At 72.4% G+C, this 18,369-nt stretch carries 16 protein-coding genes; 5 read left to right on the top strand and 11 right to left on the bottom strand.

What is annotated here, in order from left to right:
* Positions 1-12: 12 nt before the first annotated feature.
* Genes ACQP2P_RS11110 through ACQP2P_RS11080 form a run of 7 tightly spaced genes read right to left on the bottom strand, consistent with a single transcriptional unit; the run spans position 13 to position 7,117 of the window.
* Entirely contained in the window at positions 13-762 is a 750-nt protein-coding gene (locus ACQP2P_RS11110; protein WP_433615282.1) for an ABC transporter permease, read from the bottom strand.
* Positions 759-1,517: an ABC transporter ATP-binding protein gene (locus ACQP2P_RS11105; protein WP_433615280.1), complete on the bottom strand. Its 759-nt coding sequence runs from the start codon at positions 1,515-1,517 to the stop codon at positions 759-761. The genes ACQP2P_RS11110 and ACQP2P_RS11105 overlap by 4 nt, the downstream gene beginning before the upstream one ends.
* Complete coding sequence (locus tag ACQP2P_RS11100; protein WP_433615279.1) at positions 1,514-2,386, bottom strand: ABC transporter permease; 873 nt, start codon at positions 2,384-2,386, stop codon at positions 1,514-1,516. The genes ACQP2P_RS11105 and ACQP2P_RS11100 overlap by 4 nt, the downstream gene beginning before the upstream one ends.
* Complete coding sequence (locus ACQP2P_RS11095) at positions 2,383-3,378, bottom strand: TIGR03842 family LLM class F420-dependent oxidoreductase (protein WP_433615277.1); 996 nt, start codon at positions 3,376-3,378, stop codon at positions 2,383-2,385. The genes ACQP2P_RS11100 and ACQP2P_RS11095 overlap by 4 nt, the downstream gene beginning before the upstream one ends.
* Positions 3,379-3,381: 3 nt before the next feature.
* Positions 3,382-4,866 (bottom strand): CoA-acylating methylmalonate-semialdehyde dehydrogenase, encoded by a 1,485-nt coding sequence (gene mmsA / locus ACQP2P_RS11090; protein WP_433615275.1) that lies wholly within the window; start codon positions 4,864-4,866, stop codon positions 3,382-3,384.
* Positions 4,867-4,874: 8 nt separating this feature from the next.
* Positions 4,875-6,284, bottom strand: a complete 1,410-nt coding sequence (gene hydA / locus ACQP2P_RS11085) for a dihydropyrimidinase (RefSeq protein WP_433615273.1) — start codon at positions 6,282-6,284, stop codon at positions 4,875-4,877.
* Positions 6,281-7,117, bottom strand: coding sequence for a nitrilase-related carbon-nitrogen hydrolase (locus ACQP2P_RS11080; RefSeq protein ID WP_433615271.1), 837 nt, complete (start codon positions 7,115-7,117; stop codon positions 6,281-6,283). Before ACQP2P_RS11080 ends, hydA begins: the two co-directional genes overlap by 4 nt.
* Positions 7,118-7,344: 227 nt before the next feature.
* Here ACQP2P_RS11080 and ACQP2P_RS11075 point away from each other — a divergent pair, with 227 nt between their 5' ends.
* Both ACQP2P_RS11075 and ACQP2P_RS11070 read left to right on the top strand, forming a co-directional pair.
* Positions 7,345-8,661, top strand: coding sequence for an aminotransferase class I/II-fold pyridoxal phosphate-dependent enzyme (locus ACQP2P_RS11075; protein WP_433615269.1), 1,317 nt, complete (start codon positions 7,345-7,347; stop codon positions 8,659-8,661).
* A 189-nt stretch (positions 8,662-8,850) separates the two neighbouring features.
* Positions 8,851-9,597, top strand: coding sequence for an SGNH/GDSL hydrolase family protein (locus ACQP2P_RS11070; protein ID WP_433615268.1), 747 nt, complete (start codon positions 8,851-8,853; stop codon positions 9,595-9,597).
* A 54-nt stretch (positions 9,598-9,651) separates the two neighbouring features.
* On the opposite strand, the gene ACQP2P_RS11065 is transcribed toward ACQP2P_RS11070, so the two are convergent.
* Complete coding sequence (locus ACQP2P_RS11065) at positions 9,652-10,755, bottom strand: acetate/propionate family kinase (RefSeq protein WP_433615266.1); 1,104 nt, start codon at positions 10,753-10,755, stop codon at positions 9,652-9,654.
* Positions 10,756-10,773: 18 nt separating this feature from the next.
* Between ACQP2P_RS11065 and pta the strand changes: the two genes are divergently transcribed.
* Both pta and ACQP2P_RS11055 read left to right on the top strand, forming a co-directional pair.
* Positions 10,774-12,816, top strand: coding sequence for a phosphate acetyltransferase (pta, locus tag ACQP2P_RS11060; protein WP_433615264.1), 2,043 nt, complete (start codon positions 10,774-10,776; stop codon positions 12,814-12,816).
* Positions 12,817-12,899: 83 nt separating this feature from the next.
* On the top strand, positions 12,900-13,250 hold the full coding sequence (locus tag ACQP2P_RS11055) for a VOC family protein (protein WP_433615263.1): 351 nt from the start codon (positions 12,900-12,902) through the stop codon (positions 13,248-13,250).
* A 354-nt stretch (positions 13,251-13,604) separates the two neighbouring features.
* Here ACQP2P_RS11055 and ACQP2P_RS11050 read toward each other — a convergent pair whose 3' ends face one another.
* Together ACQP2P_RS11050 and ACQP2P_RS11045 are read right to left on the bottom strand one after the other, a co-directional pair.
* A complete protein-coding gene (locus ACQP2P_RS11050) occupies positions 13,605-14,366 on the bottom strand; it encodes a M23 family metallopeptidase (protein WP_433615261.1) in 762 nt (253 codons plus the stop codon).
* Positions 14,367-15,040: 674 nt separating this feature from the next.
* Positions 15,041-15,823: a helix-turn-helix domain-containing protein gene (locus tag ACQP2P_RS11045; protein WP_433615259.1), complete on the bottom strand. Its 783-nt coding sequence runs from the start codon at positions 15,821-15,823 to the stop codon at positions 15,041-15,043.
* A 338-nt stretch (positions 15,824-16,161) separates the two neighbouring features.
* Between ACQP2P_RS11045 and ACQP2P_RS11040 the strand changes: the two genes are divergently transcribed.
* Positions 16,162-17,619, top strand: a complete 1,458-nt coding sequence (locus ACQP2P_RS11040; RefSeq protein WP_433615257.1) for an SDR family NAD(P)-dependent oxidoreductase — start codon at positions 16,162-16,164, stop codon at positions 17,617-17,619.
* A gap of 3 nt (positions 17,620-17,622) precedes the next feature.
* Here ACQP2P_RS11040 and ACQP2P_RS11035 read toward each other — a convergent pair whose 3' ends face one another.
* The gene (locus tag ACQP2P_RS11035; protein ID WP_433615255.1) at positions 17,623-18,324 is read right to left on the bottom strand and encodes a bifunctional nuclease domain-containing protein; all 702 of its coding nucleotides are present in this window, start codon (positions 18,322-18,324) and stop codon (positions 17,623-17,625) included.
* Positions 18,325-18,369 lie beyond the last annotated feature (45 nt).

Raw genomic sequence — 18,369 nt, 5'->3', positions numbered from 1 at the left:
GGGGAACCTCCGTCAGAAACGGGACTTCCAGGGCATCGCGAGCCGCTCGACGAGCAGCGTGGTGAGGTAGAAGGCGAGCCCGAGCACGCAGGCGCCGAAGACGAACGCCCACGCCCGGGGGTAGGCGGTGAACGCGGCGGCGGAGGTGATCCGCGCCCCGAGGCCGTCCTGCAGGCCGCCGAAGTACTCGGCGACGACCGCGGCGATGACGGCCAGCGACGACGCCTGCCGCAGCCCGGTGAACAGGTGCGGCAGCGCGCCCGGCAGGCGCACCAGGCGGGCGAAGGTCCAGCCGCCCGCGGCGTAGCTGTCCATGAGCTCGCGATGGGTCGGGTCGACCTCGCGCAGGCCCCGCAGCGTGTTGATGAAGACCGGGAAGAACACGATGATCCCGGCGACCAGCCGGCGCGGCACGCTGCTGGTGGACTCGAACATGTTGTTGAGGATCGGCGCGAGCGCGATGATCGGCAGCGCGTTGAGCACCGCCGCGAACGGCACCGAGACCTCGCTGAGCAGCCGCAGCCGGCTGGCCGCGAGCGCCGCGAGGACCGCCACGACCGTGCCGCCGACGAGCCCCACGAGGGCGTTGGCCCCGCTGGCCAGGGCCGCGTCGAGCACGTTGGCGCGCTGCTCGACGAGCTCGGCCCAGATCGCCGAGGGGGCCGGCAGGATGAAGGGCGCGATGCGGCCGGCCCGCACGACGAGCTCCCAGCCGAGGAGCCCGAGGATGCCGACGAGCACCGGGGGCAGCACCCGCCTCATGACCGCAGGGCCTTGCGCACGGCGGTCACGTAGTCGAAGTACTCGGTGGACTGGCGGGCCGCCTCGTCGCGCTCGGCGAACGCGATGTCGATGGTCGCGGTGATGCGGCCGGGGCGGGCCGACATCACGACGACCTTGTCGGACAGGAACACCGCCTCGGAGATCGAGTGCGTGACGAACACGGTCGACGTGCCGGTCGCCGCGCAGATCCGCAGCAGCTCGCCCTGCAGGCGCTCGCGGGTCATCTCGTCCAGGGCGCCGAAGGGCTCATCCATGAGCAGCAGCGGCGGGTGTACGGCCAATGCCCGCGCGATCGCGACCCGCTGCTGCATGCCGCCGGAGAGCTGGGCCGGGTAGTGGCCGCCGAAGTCCGCGAGCCCGACCAGCGCGAGCATCTCCTCCGCGCGGGTGCGCCGCTGCTGGCGCGGGATCCGGCGCAGCTCCAGCGGCAGCTCGACGTTGCGCCTGACGGTCCGCCACTCGAAGAGCCCGGCCTGCTGGAACGCGATGCCGTACTCCTGCTCGCGGCGGGCCTGCCCCGCGGGCTTGCCGGCCACGGTGACGGTCCCCGCGCTCGGCTCGATGAGGTCGGCGATGAGCCGCAGCAGCGTGGACTTGCCGCACCCGGAGGGGCCGATGAGGGAGACGAACTGTCCACTGCCGACGGTGAGGTCCACGTCGGAGAGGGCGGTCACTTCGTCGGGACGGCCCTGGTTGAACACTTTGCTGACACCCGCGACCGATACCGCGGTCATATGACGTTCACCTCGACTCGGCGCCGGTGGCGCATGAGGGGGAGCTCGAGCAGGCTGACGAACGCGGCCACGCACAGGCCGAGCAGGGCCGCGCCCAGCATCGCGGTGTAGACCTTGGCCGGGTCGGAGGTGGCCTCCCGGGAGTACTCGATGACGAGCCGGCCGATCCCGCCCCGCGTCCCCGTGGAGATCTCGCCGACCACCGCGCCGACGACCGCCGCCGCCCCGGCCAGGCGCAGCGCCGGGAACAGGAACGGCAGCGCGCTGGGCAGCCGGAGCTTCACGAACGTGCGCCACCAGCCGGCGGCGTAGCTGCGCATCAGCTCGACGCCGCTCGCCGAGGGCGACTGCAGGCCGCGCAGCAGCCCGACGGCCACGGGGAAGAACGCCAGGTACGCGGCGATCGTGGACACGGTCATCCAGTCCTGCCACGGGTAGGGGCCGAACGACAGCGCCCCGCTCCAGCCGGCCACCAGCGGCGCCAGGGCCACCAGCGGCACGGTCTGCGACAGGATCACGTAGGGCAGCAGGCCCCGCTCCACGACCCGGAAGCGCTGCATGAGCGCGGCCAGCACGAAGCCGATCACGACCCCGGCGGCGAAGCCGACCGCCGTGACGCCGAGGGTGAACAGGCACGCGTCGAGGACCACCCGCCAGATGGGCCGCCCGCCGGTGAGCTCGGGGCGGCCCAGGCGCTGCACGACGGTGTAGAGGTGGGGCATCGAAAGGTCGTCGGCGCGCGGGAGGATGCGCACCCCGAAGACCTTGGTGCCCTCGTCGTCGCCGACCGCCTTGTAGCCCTCCCACAGCAGGACGAAGACGGCGACCCCGGCGGTGGTTGCGCTCAGGGCACCCAGGACTCGTCTCATGCGACGGCCGGGATGACATGCTCGCCGTAGGCGGCGAGCGTGGACTCCTTCGCGTCGTGCTGCAGATACAGGGCGAACTGGTCCACGCCGAGCTCCCGCAGCTCGGCGAGGCGCTCGAGGTGGCGCTCGACCGGGCCCAGGATGCAGAACCGGTCGACGACCTCGTCGGGGACGAAGTCGGTGTGCGTGTTGCCGGCGCGGCCGTGCTCGGCGTAGTCGTAGCCCCGGCGGCCCTTGATGTAGTCGGTGAGCACGCTCGGCACGGCCCCGTCGGCGCCGTAGCGCTCGACGATGTCGGCGACGTGGTTGCCGACCATGCCGCCGAACCAGCGGGTCTGGTCGCGTTGATGCGCGAGATCGTCGCCGACGTAGGCCGGGGCGGCGACGCAGAACTTGATGGCCGCCGGGTCCCGGCCGGCCTTCTCCGCCGCCGCGCGGACCGCCCTGATCATCCAGGCCGCGATGTCGGGGTCGGCCAGCTGCAGGATGTACCCGTCGCCGACCTCGCCGGTGAGCGCGAGCGCCTTCGGCCCGTAGGCCGCGACCCAGACCTCGAGCCGGCTGTCCGGCGCCCACGCGAAGCGCAGGTCCCGGTCGCGCAGGTGCACCGATCGGCCGTTGCCGAGCTCGCGGATGACCTGCACGCACTCGCGCAGCTCGGCGAGGGTGGTCGGGCGGGAGCCGAGCACGCGCACCGCCGAGTCGCCGCGGCCGATGCCGCAGACCGTGCGGTTGCCGTACATCTCGTTGAGGGTGGCGAACAGCGACGCGGTGACGGTCCAGTCCCGGGTGCCCGGGTTGGTCACCATCGGGCCGACCACGACCCGCTCGGTGTCGGCGAGGATCTTGCTGTAGATGACGAACGGCTCCTGCCACAGCACGTGGGAGTCGAACGTCCACACATGGCTGAAGCCGGCCGCCTCGGCCTGTTTGGCCAGCTCGACCACGCCCATGGCGGGCGGGTCGCACTGCAGCACCACCCCGACGTCCATCCGTCACCGCACCTTCGGGAAGCCGAGGTCGACCTCGGACGTGGCCGGGTCCGGCCAGCGCGAGGTGACGACCTTGCTGCGCGTGTAGAACTGGATGCCCTCGGGGCCGTACATGTGCAGGTCGCCGAAGAGCGAGGACTTCCAGCCGCCGAAGCTGTAGTACGCGACCGGGACCGGCACCGGGACGTTCACGCCGACCATGCCGCAGACCACGTCGTACTGGAACTGCCGCGCGGCACCGCCGTCGCGGGTGAAGATCGCGGTGCCGTTGCCGTACTCGTTGTCGTTCACGAGTTGCAACGCCTGGTCGTAGGAGTCCGCGCGCACGACCGAGAGCACCGGGCCGAAGATCTCGTCGCGGTAGAGCGGCGAGTCCGGGGTCACCTTGTCGACCAGCGACGCGCCGAGGAAGAACCCGGGGCCGGAGCTGACCGCGGCCTCGCGCCCGTCGACGACGACCTCGGCCGAGCCCGGCTCGGCGAGGTAGCCGGCGACGCGGTCGCGGTGCTCGCGGGTGATGAGCGGGCCCATCTCCGAGGCCGGGTCGGTGGCCGGGCCGACCGCGATGCGGCCGATCCGCTCGCTGATCGCGGCGACGAGCGGGTCGGCGACGGCGCCGACCGCGACCACGACGGACACGGCCATGCACCGCTCCCCCGCCGAGCCGTAGCCGGCCGAGACCGCGGCGTCGGCGGCCGCGTCCACGTCCGCGTCGGGCAGGACCACCATGTGGTTCTTGGCCCCGCCGAGCGCCTGGACGCGCTTGCCGGCCCGGGTGCCGGCCTCGTAGACCGCCTTGGCGATCGGGGTCGAGCCGACGAAGCTCAGCGCCCGCACGTCCGGGTGCTCGATGAGCCGCTCGACCGCCTCCCGGTCGCCCTGCACGACGTTGCAGCAGCCGTCGGGCAGGCCGGCCTGGCGCAGCAGGTCGGCCAGCAGCAGCGAGGCGGACGGGTCCTTCTCGCTGGGCTTGAGCACGAACGTGTTGCCGCACACGAGCGCGTTGCAGAGCATCCACATCGGCACCATCGCCGGGAAGTTGAACGGCGTGATGCCGGCGACGACGCCCAGCGGCTGGCGGATGGAGTAGACGTCCACGCCCGAGCTGGCCTGCTCGCTGTAGCCGCCCTTGAGCAGGTGCGGGGCGCCGGCGGCGAACTCGATGTTCTCCAGGCCCCGGGCCACCTCGCCGCCCGCGTCGGCGACGGTCTTGCCGTGCTCGGCGCAGATGAGCGCGGCGATCTCCTTGCGGTTGGCGTCGACGAGCTCGCGGAAGCGGAACATGACCTCGGCGCGGCGGGACAGCGACGCGGCCCGCCAGGCCGGGAAGGCGGCGAGGGCGCTCGCCACGGCGGCGTCGGTCTCCGCGGCGGTGGCGGCGACGACGTACGCCTGCTGCTCGCCGGTGGCCGGGTCCCAGACCGGCAGGTGCCGGCCGCTGGTGCCGGACACGGCCTGCCCGTCGATCCAGTGCTTGATCTCTCGCATCGATGCTCCTACAGCAGGTAGTCGGACAGTCCGCGGCGGACGAACCGTCCGTGGCCCTTGGTGCCGTGATAGGTGTCGCCGGACACGATCACGGTGCCGCGGGAGATCACGGTGTCGACCTTGCCGGCGACCTCGAAGCCCTCCCAGGCCGAGTAGTCCATGTTCATGTGGTGCGTCTCGACGCCGATGCGGGTGCGGGCCGCGGGGTCGTAGAGCACGATGTCGGCGTCGGAGCCGGGCGCGATGATGCCCTTCTGCGGGAAGAGGCCGAACATCCGCGCCGGGGTGGTGGCGATGGTCTCGACCCAGCGCGCCAGCGACAGCTTGCCCTCGACGACGCCCTGGTACAGCAGGTCGACGCGGTGCTCGACGCTGCCGATGCCGTTGGGGATCTTCGAGAAGTCGCCGATGCCCATCTCCTTCTGGTCCTTGAAGCAGAAGGGGCAGTGGTCGGTGGAGACGACGGACAGGTCGTTGGAGCGCAGGCCCTTCCACAGGTCGGCGCGGTGGCTCTCGTGCTTGCTGCGCAGGGGCGTGGAGCAGACCCACTTCGCACCCTCGAAGCCGTCGGCGCCGAGCTGGTCCTCCAGGGTCAGGTACAGGTACTGCGGGCACGTCTCGGCGAACACGTTGCGCCCGAGGTCCCGGGCGGCCGCGACCTGTTCGAGGGCCTTGCTGGCCGAGAGGTGCACGATGTAGAGCGGGCAGTCGGCGGCCACCGAGGCCAGCCAGATCGCGCGGCTGGTCGCCTCGGCCTCGAGCGCCTCCGGGCGGGTGATGCCGTGGTAGAGCGGGTCCGTCTCGCCGCGCTCCAGCGCCTGCTTGACGAGCACGTCGATGGCCGGGCCGTTCTCCGCGTGCATCATGATCATGGCGCCGTTGTCCCGGGCCTTCTGCATCGCGCGCAGGATCTGCCCGTCGTCGCTGTAGAAGACGCCGGGGTACGCCATGAACAGCTTGAAGCTCGTGATCCCTTCGCTGCTCACGAGCTGGTCCATGGCCTTGAGCGAGTCGTCGTCGACGCCACCGATGATCATGTGGAAGGCGTAGTCGATGTGGCACTCGCCCTGGGTCTTCGCGTGCCACGCGGCGAGCCCGTCCTGGACCACCTCGCCGTAGCGCTGGATGGCGAAGTCGATGATGGTCGTGGTGCCGCCGAAGGCCGCGGCCCGGGTGCCGGTGTCGAAGGTGTCGCTGGCCTTGGTGCCGCCGAAGGGCATCTCCATGTGCGTGTGGGCGTCGACGGCGCCGGGGATGACGTATTTCCCGGTCGCGTCGAGCACCTCGAAGTCGCCCTCCACCGGGCCGTCGCCCGGCATGAAGATCGCCGAGACCTTCTCCCCGACGACCAGCACGTCGGCGGCGATCGGGCCCTGCGGCCCGACCACGGTCCCGCCCTTGATCAACAGGCTCGTCACGGCTGCACCAGCTCCCCGTAGGCGTCGGGACGGCGGTCGCGGTAGAACTGCCAGCGGTCGCGGACCGTGGCGAGCAGGTCCATGTCCAGATCGCGGACGATGAGCTCCGGGTTGTGCGCGTCGCCGACCTCGCCGACGAACCTGCCCTCGGGGTCGACGAAGTAACTGGTGCCGTAGAAGTCGTTCTCGCCGAGGTCCTCGATGCCGGTGCGGTTGATCGCGGCGATGAAGTACTCGTTCGCCACCGCGCTGGCCGGCTGCTCGAGCTGCCAGAGGTAGGCCGAGAGCCCGCGGCTGGTCGCCGAGGGGTTGAACACGATCTGGGCGCCGCCCAGGCCGAGCGCCCGCCAGCCCTCGGGGAAGTGCCGGTCGTAGCAGATGTAGACGCCGACCTTGCCCACGGCGGTGTCGAAGACGGGGTAGCCGAGGTTGCCGGGGCGGAAGTAGAACTTCTCCCAGAAGCCCTTGACCTGCGGGATGTGGTTCTTGCGGTACTTGCCGAGGTACGTGCCGTCGGCATCCAGGACCGCGGCGGTGTTGTAGAGGACGCCGGGCTGCTCCTGCTCGTACATCGGCAGGATCATGACCATGCCCAGCTCGGCGGCGAGGGCCTGGAAGCGCTCGGTCGTCGGGCCGGGGATCGACTCGGCGTACTCGTAGTAGGCGGAGTCCTGCACCTGGCAGAAGTAGGGGCCGTAGAACAGCTCCTGGAAACAGATGACCTTGGCGCCCTGGGCGGCGGCCTGTCGTGCGTAGTCCTCGTGCGCCTTGATCATCGATTCCTTGTCGCCGGTCCAGTTCGTCTGCACGATGGCGGCGCGAATCACGGTCATGGCTGCCCCTCTCTGGTCGGTCCACAGTGGCCGGTAGCGGGGAAATGCCCGGCGGCGGACCGCCCTTGATCCCGGGTCGGATGCCGTAGGACACTAACGACACAAATCTAGGCGGACAATGGTCCAAGCGTTACAGAATGTTTCGGAGATGTAATTTGCTCGCGCTCATCACCGGGGCGGTGGACGACCGCAGTGCCCGGGGAATCGCCGCTGCCGTCAGCCGTCTCGTGACCGCCGGAACCCTGCCCGCCGGCACCCGGCTGCCGACCGTGCGCGACGTCGCCCGGGAGCTCGGGATCAGCCCGACCACGGTCAGCGAGGCGTGGCGCAGCCTGGCCCGCGCGGGCGCCATCCAGACCCGGGGCCGCTCGGGCACGTTCGTGGCCGGCCCGTCGGTGCCGCGGCAGCGGCTGCGCTACGCGCAGCTCGGCGCCCGCGTGAGCGAGCTGCGCGGCGGCCTGCTGCGCGACTACTCGACCGGCATCCCGGACTACGACCTGCTGCCGAGCCTCACCGAGGCGCTCAAGCGCATCGGCGACGCGCGGCTGACCACCTCCTACCTCGACGGCGCGGTGCTGCCGGGCCTGGAGGAGGTGCTGCGCGCGCGCTGGCCGTTCCCGCCCGAGCAGCTCACCGTGGTCGACGGCGCGATGGACGCCCTGGACCGCATCACCGGGGTGGTGGTCCGCTTCGGCGACCACGTGCTCGTCGAGGACCCGGCGTTCCCGCCGACGCTGGACCTGCTGGAGCGGGTCGGCGCGACGGTCGTCGGGGTCGGCATCGACGAGCACGGCCTGCGGCCCGACGCGCTCACCGCGGCGCTGGCCGGCTGCGAGCCCGTCGCGCTGTTCCTGCAGCCGCGCGCGCACAACCCGACGGGCGCCGGCATGACCACGGCCCGCGCCGACCGGCTCGCCCGCGTCCTGGCCCGCCACCCCGGCGTCACCGTGATCGAGGACGACCACGCCGGGGCGATCGCGACCGCCCCGCCGGTGAGCCTGGGCCGGCGGCTGCCCGACCGCACCGTGCACGTGGTCAGCTTCTCCAAGAGCCACGGCCCGGACCTGCGCCTGGCCGCGATCGGCGGGCCGGCGTCGGTCGTCACCGCGGTCACGGACCGCCGGCTGCTCGGCCCCGGCTGGTCGTCGCGGCTGCTGCAGGCCGTGCTGCTGGACCTGCTCACCGATCCGGCGACGGTACGGCAGGTGGCGCAGGCCCGCGACGAGTACGCCCGCCGCCGCGCCGCCCTGCTCGACGCCCTCGACGCGCGCGGGGTCACCGCCACCGGCGCCGACGGCATCAACATCTGGATGGCGGTCGCGAACCAGCAGGTCGCGCTGCTCACCCTCGCCGCGCACGGGATCGCGGTGGCGCCCGGGGCCCCGTTCGAGGTGAGCCACCAGGACAGCGACCACGTGCGGATCACCGCCGGGCTCATCCGCGACGACTTCGAGGCCCTGGCCGGCATCTTCGCCGAGGCGGCCGGCGTCGAGGCGCGCGGCAGCGGCCCGCGCGCGGCCAGCCATCCCCGCGGATGGCGGTAGTTCGGCCGCGGGCGGTGGCAGGCGACCGCGAGTGCACGCGGTGCGGAGTCTGCGCCGGCGCGCTCGAGCGACCGTCCACATTGGCTCGCGGCGCCGCAGCACGCGCAGCCGCCGCGCCGCCTGGTGCGTGACGGACGCGACAACCAGGCCCGCGCCCTGGGCCGCGCGGCGCTCGGGCATGATGGCCGGGTGAGGTACGTGGCGATCGGCGACAGTTTCACCGAGGGCATGGGGGACGAGGGGCCGGACGGTGTCCCCCGCGGCTGGGCGGACCTCGTCGCCGCCGGGATCGCCGAGGCGACCGGGGAGACGGTGCAGTACGCGAACCTCGCCATCCGCGGCCGCCTGCTGGGGCCGATCCTGGACGAGCAGCTGGACGCCGCGCTCGGCCTCGACCCGGCGCCGACGATGCTGTCGCTCAACGGCGGCGGCAACGACATGATGCGCCGCGGCACCGACATGGACCGCCTGCTGGAGCTGACGGAGACGGCGGTGCGCCGCACCTCGGCGGCGGGCGTGCGGATGCTCCTGCTCAGCGGCGCGGACCCGTCGGAGCACCTGCCCTTCGGCAAGGTGATCCACCGCAAGGGCACCATCCTGTCCGCGGCGGTGCGCGAGCTGACGGAGCGCTACGACGCCCTCTTCGTGAACGTCTTCGGCGACGAGGAGATCCGCCGCGCCCCGTACTGGTCCGCCGACCGCCTGCACCTCAACGCGGCCGGGCACCGGCGGGTCGCGGGGCTGGTCCTGACGGCGCTGGGCCACGCGACCACGGCGCACCGCGTCGACCCCGGCCCGGCCCCGTCGAAGGGCCTGCTGGCCGAGGCCCGGTACTACCGCGAGCACGTCCTGCCCTGGGTGACCCGCCGCCTGCGGGGCCGCTCCTCGGGCGACGGCCGCACGGCGAAGTACCCGACGTGGACCCCGATCGGCTGAGTATCCTGGCTCGCTTCGCTCGCGGCGGGGGAGCTCCGCTCCACCCGCACCCCCTCACAGGACGAGGGCGGCCGTCTGCTCGGCGATCGCGCGCTCCTCGTCCGTCGGGATCACGCACACCGCGACCCGCGACCCGTCGGGGCTGACGATGCGCTCGTTCGCGGCGTTGCGGCACTCGTCCACGGCGATGCCCCACGGGTCCAGGCCGCTCAGGGCGGCCGCGCGCACCGCCGGGGCGTGCTCGCCGACCCCCGCGGTGAACACGATCGCGTCGAGGCGGCCCAGCACGGCGTGGAAGGCGCCGATGTACTTGCGGAGGCGGTGGCAGTACACGTCGAAGGCGAGGGAAGCGGCCGGGTCACCGGCTTCGCGGCGCTGCAGGAGGGTGCGCATGTCGTTCACGCCGGCCAGGCCGAGGAGTCCGGCGTGGCGCTGCAGGGCGTCGTCGACCGCGGCGAAGTCCATCCCCGCGACGCGGTTGAGGTAGGCGGGCACGGCCGGGTCGAGGTCGCCGGAGCGGGTACCCATGACCAGACCCTCCAGCGGGGTCAGGCCCATCGACGTGTCGACGCTGCGGCCGCCCCGCACCGCCGTGGCGCTCGCCCCGTTGCCCAGGTGCAGCACGATGAGGTTGAGCTCCTCCAGCGGCCGTTCGAGCAGGGCCGCGGCGCGCCCGGCGACATAGGCGCACGAGGTGCCGTGGAAACCGAAACGCCGGATGTCGTACCGCGCCGCGAGGTCGCGATCGATGGCGTACGTGGACGCGGCCGGCGGGATGGTCGCGTGGAAGGCGGTGTCGAACACGGCCACGTGCGGCACGGCGGGCAGCTTCTCGCGGGCCGCCTCGATGCCCGTGATGCCTCCGGGGTTGTGCAGGGGGGCCAGCGGTACGAGCCCGCGCAGCGCCTCGAGCACGTCGTCGTCGACGACTGCGGGCGCGTTGAAGCGGGAGCCGCCGTGCACGATCCGGTGGCCGACCGCCTCGATGCCGGCGTCGCCGAGCCCGCCGAGCACCTGGCCGAGGGCGGCCGCGTGGTCCGGCACCCCGCCGGGCTCCCCGATCCGCTCGATCAGGCCCCGCTCCCCCGCCCCCGGATCGCCGAGATCCACGACACGAAACTTCACCGACGACGAGCCGCTGTTGAGCACGAGGATCATGCCAGGCAGACTAACGCCGTGGCCCGCATCGTGTACCTCGTCGAGCACGGACCCGACTCCGGCAAGTCGGCCGTGGCCCTCGGACTCGCCGAACTGCTGTCCCGCAAGGTGCCGCGGATCGGCGTCTTCCGGCCCGTCGCCCCCGAGTCGCAGGACGTTCTGCTGGAGTTGCTGCGCTCGCGGTACACCATCGGGGACGATCGTCTCTACGGCGTGACGTATGCGGAGGCGTCGGCGATGCTCGCGGCCGGGCACTCCGAGGAGCTCGTCGGGCAGGTCGTCGAGCACTTCCGCCTGGTCTCCCAGCAGCACGATGCGGTCGTGGTCATCGGCACCGACATCGACGACGACCTCGCGTTCAACGTGCGCCTGGCCAACGAGTTCGGCGCGGTCGTGGTGTCCGTCGTCAACGGTACCGGCGCCGACGAGTCCACACTGGACTCGATGGCCCGCCAGGCCTTCCACGCGCTGACCGACCTCGACGCGACCGTCGCCGCCGTGGTGCTCAACCGCACCCCCGAGGCCGTGGCCGCGCCCAAGCTGCCGGTGCCGTGCTTCGTGATCCCGGACGTGCCGACGATCGGCGCGCCCACCGTGGCCGAGGTCGCCGCCCAGCTCGGCGCGAGCGTGGTGACCGCCGGCGGCGAACGGGACACGGCGCTCGGGCGCGACGTGCTCGACTACGTCGTGGGGGCCGCGCAGGTGCCCACCGTGCTGAGCCATCTGACGCCGGACTGCCTGCTCATCACGCCCGGGGACCGCGCGGACCTGCTCGTGGCCGCGGGCGCCGCGCACGCGTCGGGCCTGGTGCCGCTGGCCGGGATCGTGCTCACGCTCGGCATCGCGCCCGACCCCGCGGCCCTGGCCCTCTTCGAGCGGCTCAACCCCGGGCTCGCGGTCCTGTCGGTGCCGAAGGCCAGCTACGACACCATCGCGTCGTCCACGCGCATGGAGCACCGCCTGAGCGCGGCCAACCCGCGCAAGGTCGAGGCGGCCCTGGGCGCCTTCGAGTCCAATGTGGACACCGCGGCGCTGGCCGGCGTGCTGGAGCTGACGGCCTCGGCCCGGGTGACGCCGCTCATGTTCGAGTACGACCTCATCGACCGCGCCCGCGCCGACCGCCGCCGCCTCGTGCTGCCCGAGGGGACCGAGGAGCGCATCCTGCGCGCCGCGGACATCCTGCTGCGCCGCGGCGTCGCGGACCTGACCCTGCTCGGCGACCCGGCGGTCATCCGGGCCAAGGCGCGCGACCTGAGCCTCGACCTCGGCGGCGCCACGCTGGTCGACCCGGTGACGAGCCCGCTGCGCGAGGAGTTCGCCGCGGCCTACCGCGACCTGCGCGCCCACAAGGGCGTCACGTTCGACCTGGCCCACGACGTGGTGGCCGACGTGTCGTACTTCGGGACGCTCATGGTCCAGCTCGGTCACGCCGACGGCATGGTGTCGGGCGCGACCCACACCACCGCCGCCACGATCCGCCCCGCCTTCGAGATCATCAAGACCGTCCCGGGCCTGAGCGTCGCCTCGAGCGTCTTCTTCATGCTGCTGCCCGACCGCGTCCTGGTCTACGGCGACTGCGCGGTGAACCCCGACCCGGACGCGGAACAGCTCGCGGACATCGCCCTGTCCTCGGCCGACACCGCCGCCCGCTTCGGTGTCACGCCGCGCGTGGCCATGCTGTCGTACTCCACGGGCACCTCCGGCTCGGGCGCCGACGTCACGAAGGTCGCGCAGGCCACGGCCATCGTCCGCGCCCGGCGGCCGGACCTGCCGGTGGAGGGGCCGATCCAGTACGACGCGGCGATCGACCCCGCGGTGGCCGCGACGAAGCTGCCCGGCAGCCCGGTGGCCGGCCAGGCGACGGTCTTCGTGTTCCCGGACCTCAACACGGGCAACAACACGTACAAGGCGGTCCAGCGCTCGGCGAACGCCGTGGCGGTCGGCCCGGTCATGCAGGGCCTGCGCAAGCCGGTGAACGACCTGTCACGAGGCGCGACGGTGAAGGACATCGTGAACACGGTGGCCATCACGGCGATCCAGTCCCAGCCCACGGCCCAGTAACCACTCCTCCCCCAGGAACTCGCACTTCCCCTGCTCGGGCGGCCTCGGGTTATTTGTCATACCTAACGGGGCACGATATGGAGATGATTGCGAGACTCTCGTCAGTCGTGCTGGACGCCTCGGACCCGCATGCCCTCGCCCAGTTCTACTCGGACCTGCTCGACCTGCCCATCACCAAGGTCGACGGCGACTGGATCGACATCGGCGACGGCGCCAGCCGGATGAGCTTCCAGCACGCCCCGAACCACATCCCGCCGCAGTGGCCGGACCCGAACTACCCGCAGCAGTTCCACCTGGACATCTGGGTCGACGACATCGACGCCGCGGAGTCGAAGGTGCTGCGCATGGGCGCCCAGCTGCTCTCGTCCAAGGAGGCAGGGTTCCGGGTCTACAGCGACCCGGCCGGCCATCCCTTCTGCCTCGGGCACAGCTGAGCCCACTGCCCGCGCGCCCCCACTGCCCGCGCGCTCACCACCGGCCGCGCGCTCACCACCGGCCGCGCGCTCACCACCGGCCGCGTGCCTGCGAGCCGGGCATGCGCCGCCATCGGGCCGCGCGCTCGGCCCCGGTCACACGGTGGCCCCCTCGCGCCCGGATAACGGTCGAGCACGCGGTGCGCCCACCGGCCGGCGGAACCCGCTGACGGCGTGAGCCGGACCCGGCCCAGGCCGTGCTTTCCACCGAGGGCCACGGATTGCGCGGCGGCGGGGGCCGGCCTCATCGCGTGAGAGCCGCGGGAACGCGCCCGACGGCTCCGGTCGCGGCCGGAACTCAGGCCGGGGGCTGGTTTACCGGTCGGTGGTGGCCTTGGCCGGGCAGCCGTTCTTCTGCTGCCACGCCTCGAGCTCCGCGACCGGCGACTTCTCCTTGCCGGCCTTCCAAGCATCCAGGTAGGACCACGGCCAGATCACCCCGCGGCGCGTCCACCAGTCGCCGGTCTTCGCACACGCCGGGGACAGGCCGAAGTGGATGTGGCAGGCGCTCGCGTCGCCGGTGCGGCCGACCTTGGCCACCGGCTGGCCGGCCTGCACCACGGTGCCCGCCTCGATGCCGTTGTCGATGGACGCGAAGTGCGACATGTAGTAGCGGGCGCCGTCGTTGCCCAGGATCGACACGGACAGGCCGCCGCGGGAGGAGCCCACATTGGCCTTGGCGGTCCAGGTGTCGACCTTGGTGACCTCCAGGACGGTACCGTCCACGGGCGAGAGGGCGTTCAGGCCGCAGTTCGCGATGATGTCGCTCGCCGGGTAGTCGTGGTGGTCGTGTGAGTAGGAGCCCTTGCCCTGCAGCGGGAACACGTGCTTCGTGGTTCCCTTCGGCGCCTCGCTGCTCGCGTTCGCCTCCAGCCCGGCGCCGTTGCCCGAGGGGGGCGCGCTCTGCACCTGGCGGCCGGGCGACTGCTGCGCCGCCGGCGCCTGGCTCGTGGGGGCCGGGTCGTCGCCGCAGGCGGTCACGCCCAGGGCCACCGCAAGCAGGGCCGCACCGGCGAGGGCCGCGCGGGCCGGGCCGGTCCGATGGCGCGCCCGCGTACTCACTCGCTGGACAGACATCGCCCGCCACCCTACGCGCTGCCGTCAACCGGCCCCAAGTCACCGCCTGGCCACTGCTCGCCGCCGCTCGAATCCTCTGCTCCGCGCATGCCTTGCTCCGCGCATGCCCGGCTCCGCGCACACCCTGCTCCGCGCATGCCCGGCTCCGCGCATGCCCGGCTCCGCGCACACCCTGCTCCGCGCATGCCCGGCTCCGCGCACACCCTGCTCCCCGCATGCCCGGCTCCGCGCACACCCTGCTCGGCGAATGCCCTGCTCCGCGCATGCCCGGCTCCGTGAATGCCGCTTGACCGATTTTTCGCCTGGCGGGGTATAAATCCGGCGCGAAGCGCCGGATTGATCAAACGAGCCCGAGCACTCAAGGACCACGCAGGCCGAACAACGGAGACGCGGGATCACGAGCCTGAGCAGTGAAGACGCGGACCGCGACGCCCGAGCAGCGAAGACGCCGGACCGCGACGAGCGAGCAGTGGAAGCGCTGGAACACGAGCCTGAGCAGTGGAGACGCGCGAACGTGAGCCGGGGAAACGGGGCACGCGGCCGAGGGGGTCGGAACAGGACTCCGCGAACAGGCCCCGAGCACGCACGAAACGGGGGCGGCGCGAGCCGGCCCCGGGCGCACCGGGAAAGGAACGGCCCGAGCGCACACGAAAGAGCGGGAAACCGCAGGCGCGTCAGTAGCGGGCGGCGTAGGACGTCGGGGGCTCGCCGAACATGTTCGTGAAGTCTCGCGTCAGGTGGGCCTGGTCCGCGTAGCCCAGGTCCGCGGCCAGTGTCGCCCAGTCGATCGGGGTCCGCGCCGCCATCCGCTCCGTCACCTCGTGCAGGCGGAAGCGGCGCAGCACCCACTTCGGGCTCACGCCCACATGCTCGGCGAAGAGCCGCTGCAGGTGCCGTTCGCTCACCGCCCAGCGCGCCGTCAGCTGGTCGACCCGGCGCAGGTCCGGCGAGCCGGCGATCTCCCCGACCCGCGCGGCGGCCTCGTCGCCGGGTGGGTCCGGCTCCGGGCGGGTGGTCAGCAGGTAGTGGTTCAGGGCGTCCACCGGGGGTGCCGGTTCCGCCTGCGTGGTCAGGCTCGTCAGGTCCAGGGGCGGGAGGCCGGTGAACGCCGCCTCGGCCGGTAGGGCACGGTCGGTGATCGTGTCCACCGGGGCGTTCAGGTAGCGGCGGAAGACGCCCGGGCGGAAGGCCACGCCCACCACCGCCGCCCGGCCCGACAGGACTCTCGTCACGCGGCCCCTGGCCACGCCCCGGACCATGGGCGGGCCGGTGGTGGAGAAGGTCAGCTGGACGTTGGGCCGCGGGACCATGAGCTGGATGTAGTCCGGCTGGCCGCGCAGGTCCCAGCGGGCCCACCAGTAGTGGGAGATCAGCTCCGCGAGCTCCGCGGCCGGGGGTGCGAAGCCGTGGGACTGGAAGGACGACCAGGCTCCGGCCAGCTCGCGGCGGTCGCGCATCCGGCACATTGTGCCAGCACCCCCGCCTGGTGCGGTCTTGCCCCACGGAGGCCGGGATTCCTGGCGGGAGCTACGGTCCGCCGCTGACGCGGGCCCGAGCCATGGAATCAGCCCCAAAGAAGGAACGTGGGCCGCATTATGCGGATATGTCGGATTTGTCGGCGGAGGTCGGCTTTACTGAACCCCGTCACGAGAACAACGCGGAACCGTCGAGGGTGCCGGACAGCGCACACGGGGGACGACGGACGCCGCGGAGCAGCGGGTCCGGGGGGCAACGGCGCCAACCGGACCCGTTTCTGTTTGGTGTGGTGGCGGGGGCGTTGCGTACAGTTCCCGTCGTGACCCCGCACGACCCCCGTGATGAAGCCGGCTTCGGCCCCGGCATCGACCCCGAACGCCTGGCCATCTGCCTCGCCGTGTTCGACGAGCTGGCCGAGCTGCCGCCCGAGCACCCCGACGTGCTGCTCGTGCGGCGGGCCACCTCGCACCTCTACAAGCACGTCAAGCGGCAGCGTCGCAGTGAGCGGCGGGCCGCCGTCACCGAGAACGACCGGCTCGTCACCGCGGCGACCGCGACCGGGGCGCCGGGGCGGATCGACGACGAGACGGCGGGCATCGCGCTGGTGTCGCCGACCATCGGGGCCACCGCGGGGCGGCTGAAGCGCGCGCGCTCCTGCTACACGTGCAAGACGCGCTACGTCGACGTCGACGCGTTCTACCACCAGCTCTGCCCGCCGTGTGCCAAGCTCAACCGCGAGCGGCGCGACCAGCGCGCGGACCTGAGCGGGCGGCGCGCCCTGCTCACCGGCGGACGGGCCAAGATCGGCATGTATATCGCGCTGCGGCTGCTGCGCGACGGGGCGCACACGACGATCACCACGCGGTTCCCCAACGACGCCGTGCGGCGCTTCGCGGCCATGCCGGACAGCGCGGACTGGCTGCACCGGCTGCGGATCGTCGGCATCGACCTGCGGGACCCGGCCCAGGTCGTCGCGCTCGCCGACGACGTGGCCGCGCAGGGGCCGCTGGACATCCTCATCAACAACGCGGCGCAGACGGTGAAGCGGACCGCCGGCTCCTACTCGCACCTGGTCGCGGCCGAGTCCTCGCCGCTGATGCTCGACGGCCCGATGCCCGACGTGGTGACGTTCCACAAGACCGACACGGAGCTCGTGCTCGAATCCGGGCGGGCGGGCGCCCTCATCCCGCCGGACGCGCTCACCGCGCTCGCGCTGACCAGCCGGAACACGACCCCGGAGAAGATCGCGGCGCTCGCCGCCATCGACGCGGGCGGGCTGGTGCCGGACCTGGCCGCGTCCAACAGCTGGGTGCAGACGGTCGAGGAGGTCGACCCGCTCGAGCTGCTCGAGGTGCAGCTGTGCAACGTCACCGCGCCGTTCATCCTGGTCTCGCGGCTGCGGCCGGCGCTCAAGGCGGCGACGGCGCGGCGCAAGTACGTCGTGAACGTCTCCGCCATGGAGGGGCAGTTCAGCCGCCGGTACAAGGGGCCCGGCCACCCGCACACGAACATGGCCAAGGCCGCCCTGAACATGCTCACGCGCACGAGCGCCGAGGAGATGCTCGGCGACGGCATCCTCATGACGGCCGTCGACACCGGGTGGATCACCGACGAGCGGCCGCACCCGCAGAAGATGCGGCTGCACGAGGAGGGCTTCCACGCGCCGCTGGACCTCGCCGACGGGGCCGCGCGGGTCTACGACCCGATCGTGCGCGGCGAGCGCGGCGAGGACCTCTACGGCTGCTTCCTCAAGGACTTCGAGCCGTCGAGCTGGTGAGCGCTACCGCAGCTGGTACATGAGCATGAACTTGCCGACCTGGACCTCGTCGCCGTCGTTCAGGTTGGCGCTCTTGACCCGCTCGCCGTTGACGTAGGTGCCGTTGAGGCTGCCCAGGTCGAGCATCGAGTAGCCGAAGCCGCCGCTGTTGCGGTGGAACTCGACGTGCTTGCGCGACACCGTGTTGTCGTCGAGCACGATCTGGTTGGCCGAGTCGCGGCCGCAGCGCACCACGTCGCCGTCGAGGGCGAACTCCGCCCCGGCCTCGGCGCCCTTGCGGATCAGCAGCGTGGCGCGGCCCGAGGGCAGCTTCTCCATGTGCGCGGTCAGGTCCAGCGGCTGGGTCGGGCCGTCGGGCGCCTGGACCGAGGCCGTGTTGAGCAGCTCCTCGGTGGTCAGGATCGGCACGCCCCAGTGCCGGGCCAGCGCGATCGCCTCGAGCGGCGCCGCCGGCACCCGGATGCCCTGCCCCAGCACCAGCTGGAACGGTCCGTGCGCGGCCACCACCTCGATCGCCCGCAGTGGCGCGTTCAACGCCATCAGCGCGCGCTGGAACAGCTCCGCGCTGATCGGCTCGTCCATGCTGCGCGGACCGCCCTCGACGGGCAGCTGCAGGTGCCGGCCCGTGGCTTCGTCCTTGAGCAGGACCACGGGACGGCTCTGCCAGGTCTGCGCACGCACACCCACCACGACGAGCTCTCGCATGCCCCGCCTCCCGAGTCCGTAGTCAACGGCTGTCAACCCCTGTGC

Source organism: Dactylosporangium sp. CA-139114, assembly GCF_050955725.1.
Classification (GTDB): domain Bacteria; phylum Actinomycetota; class Actinomycetes; order Mycobacteriales; family Micromonosporaceae; genus Dactylosporangium.
This window is presented reverse-complemented; position numbering and strand designations above follow the sequence as displayed.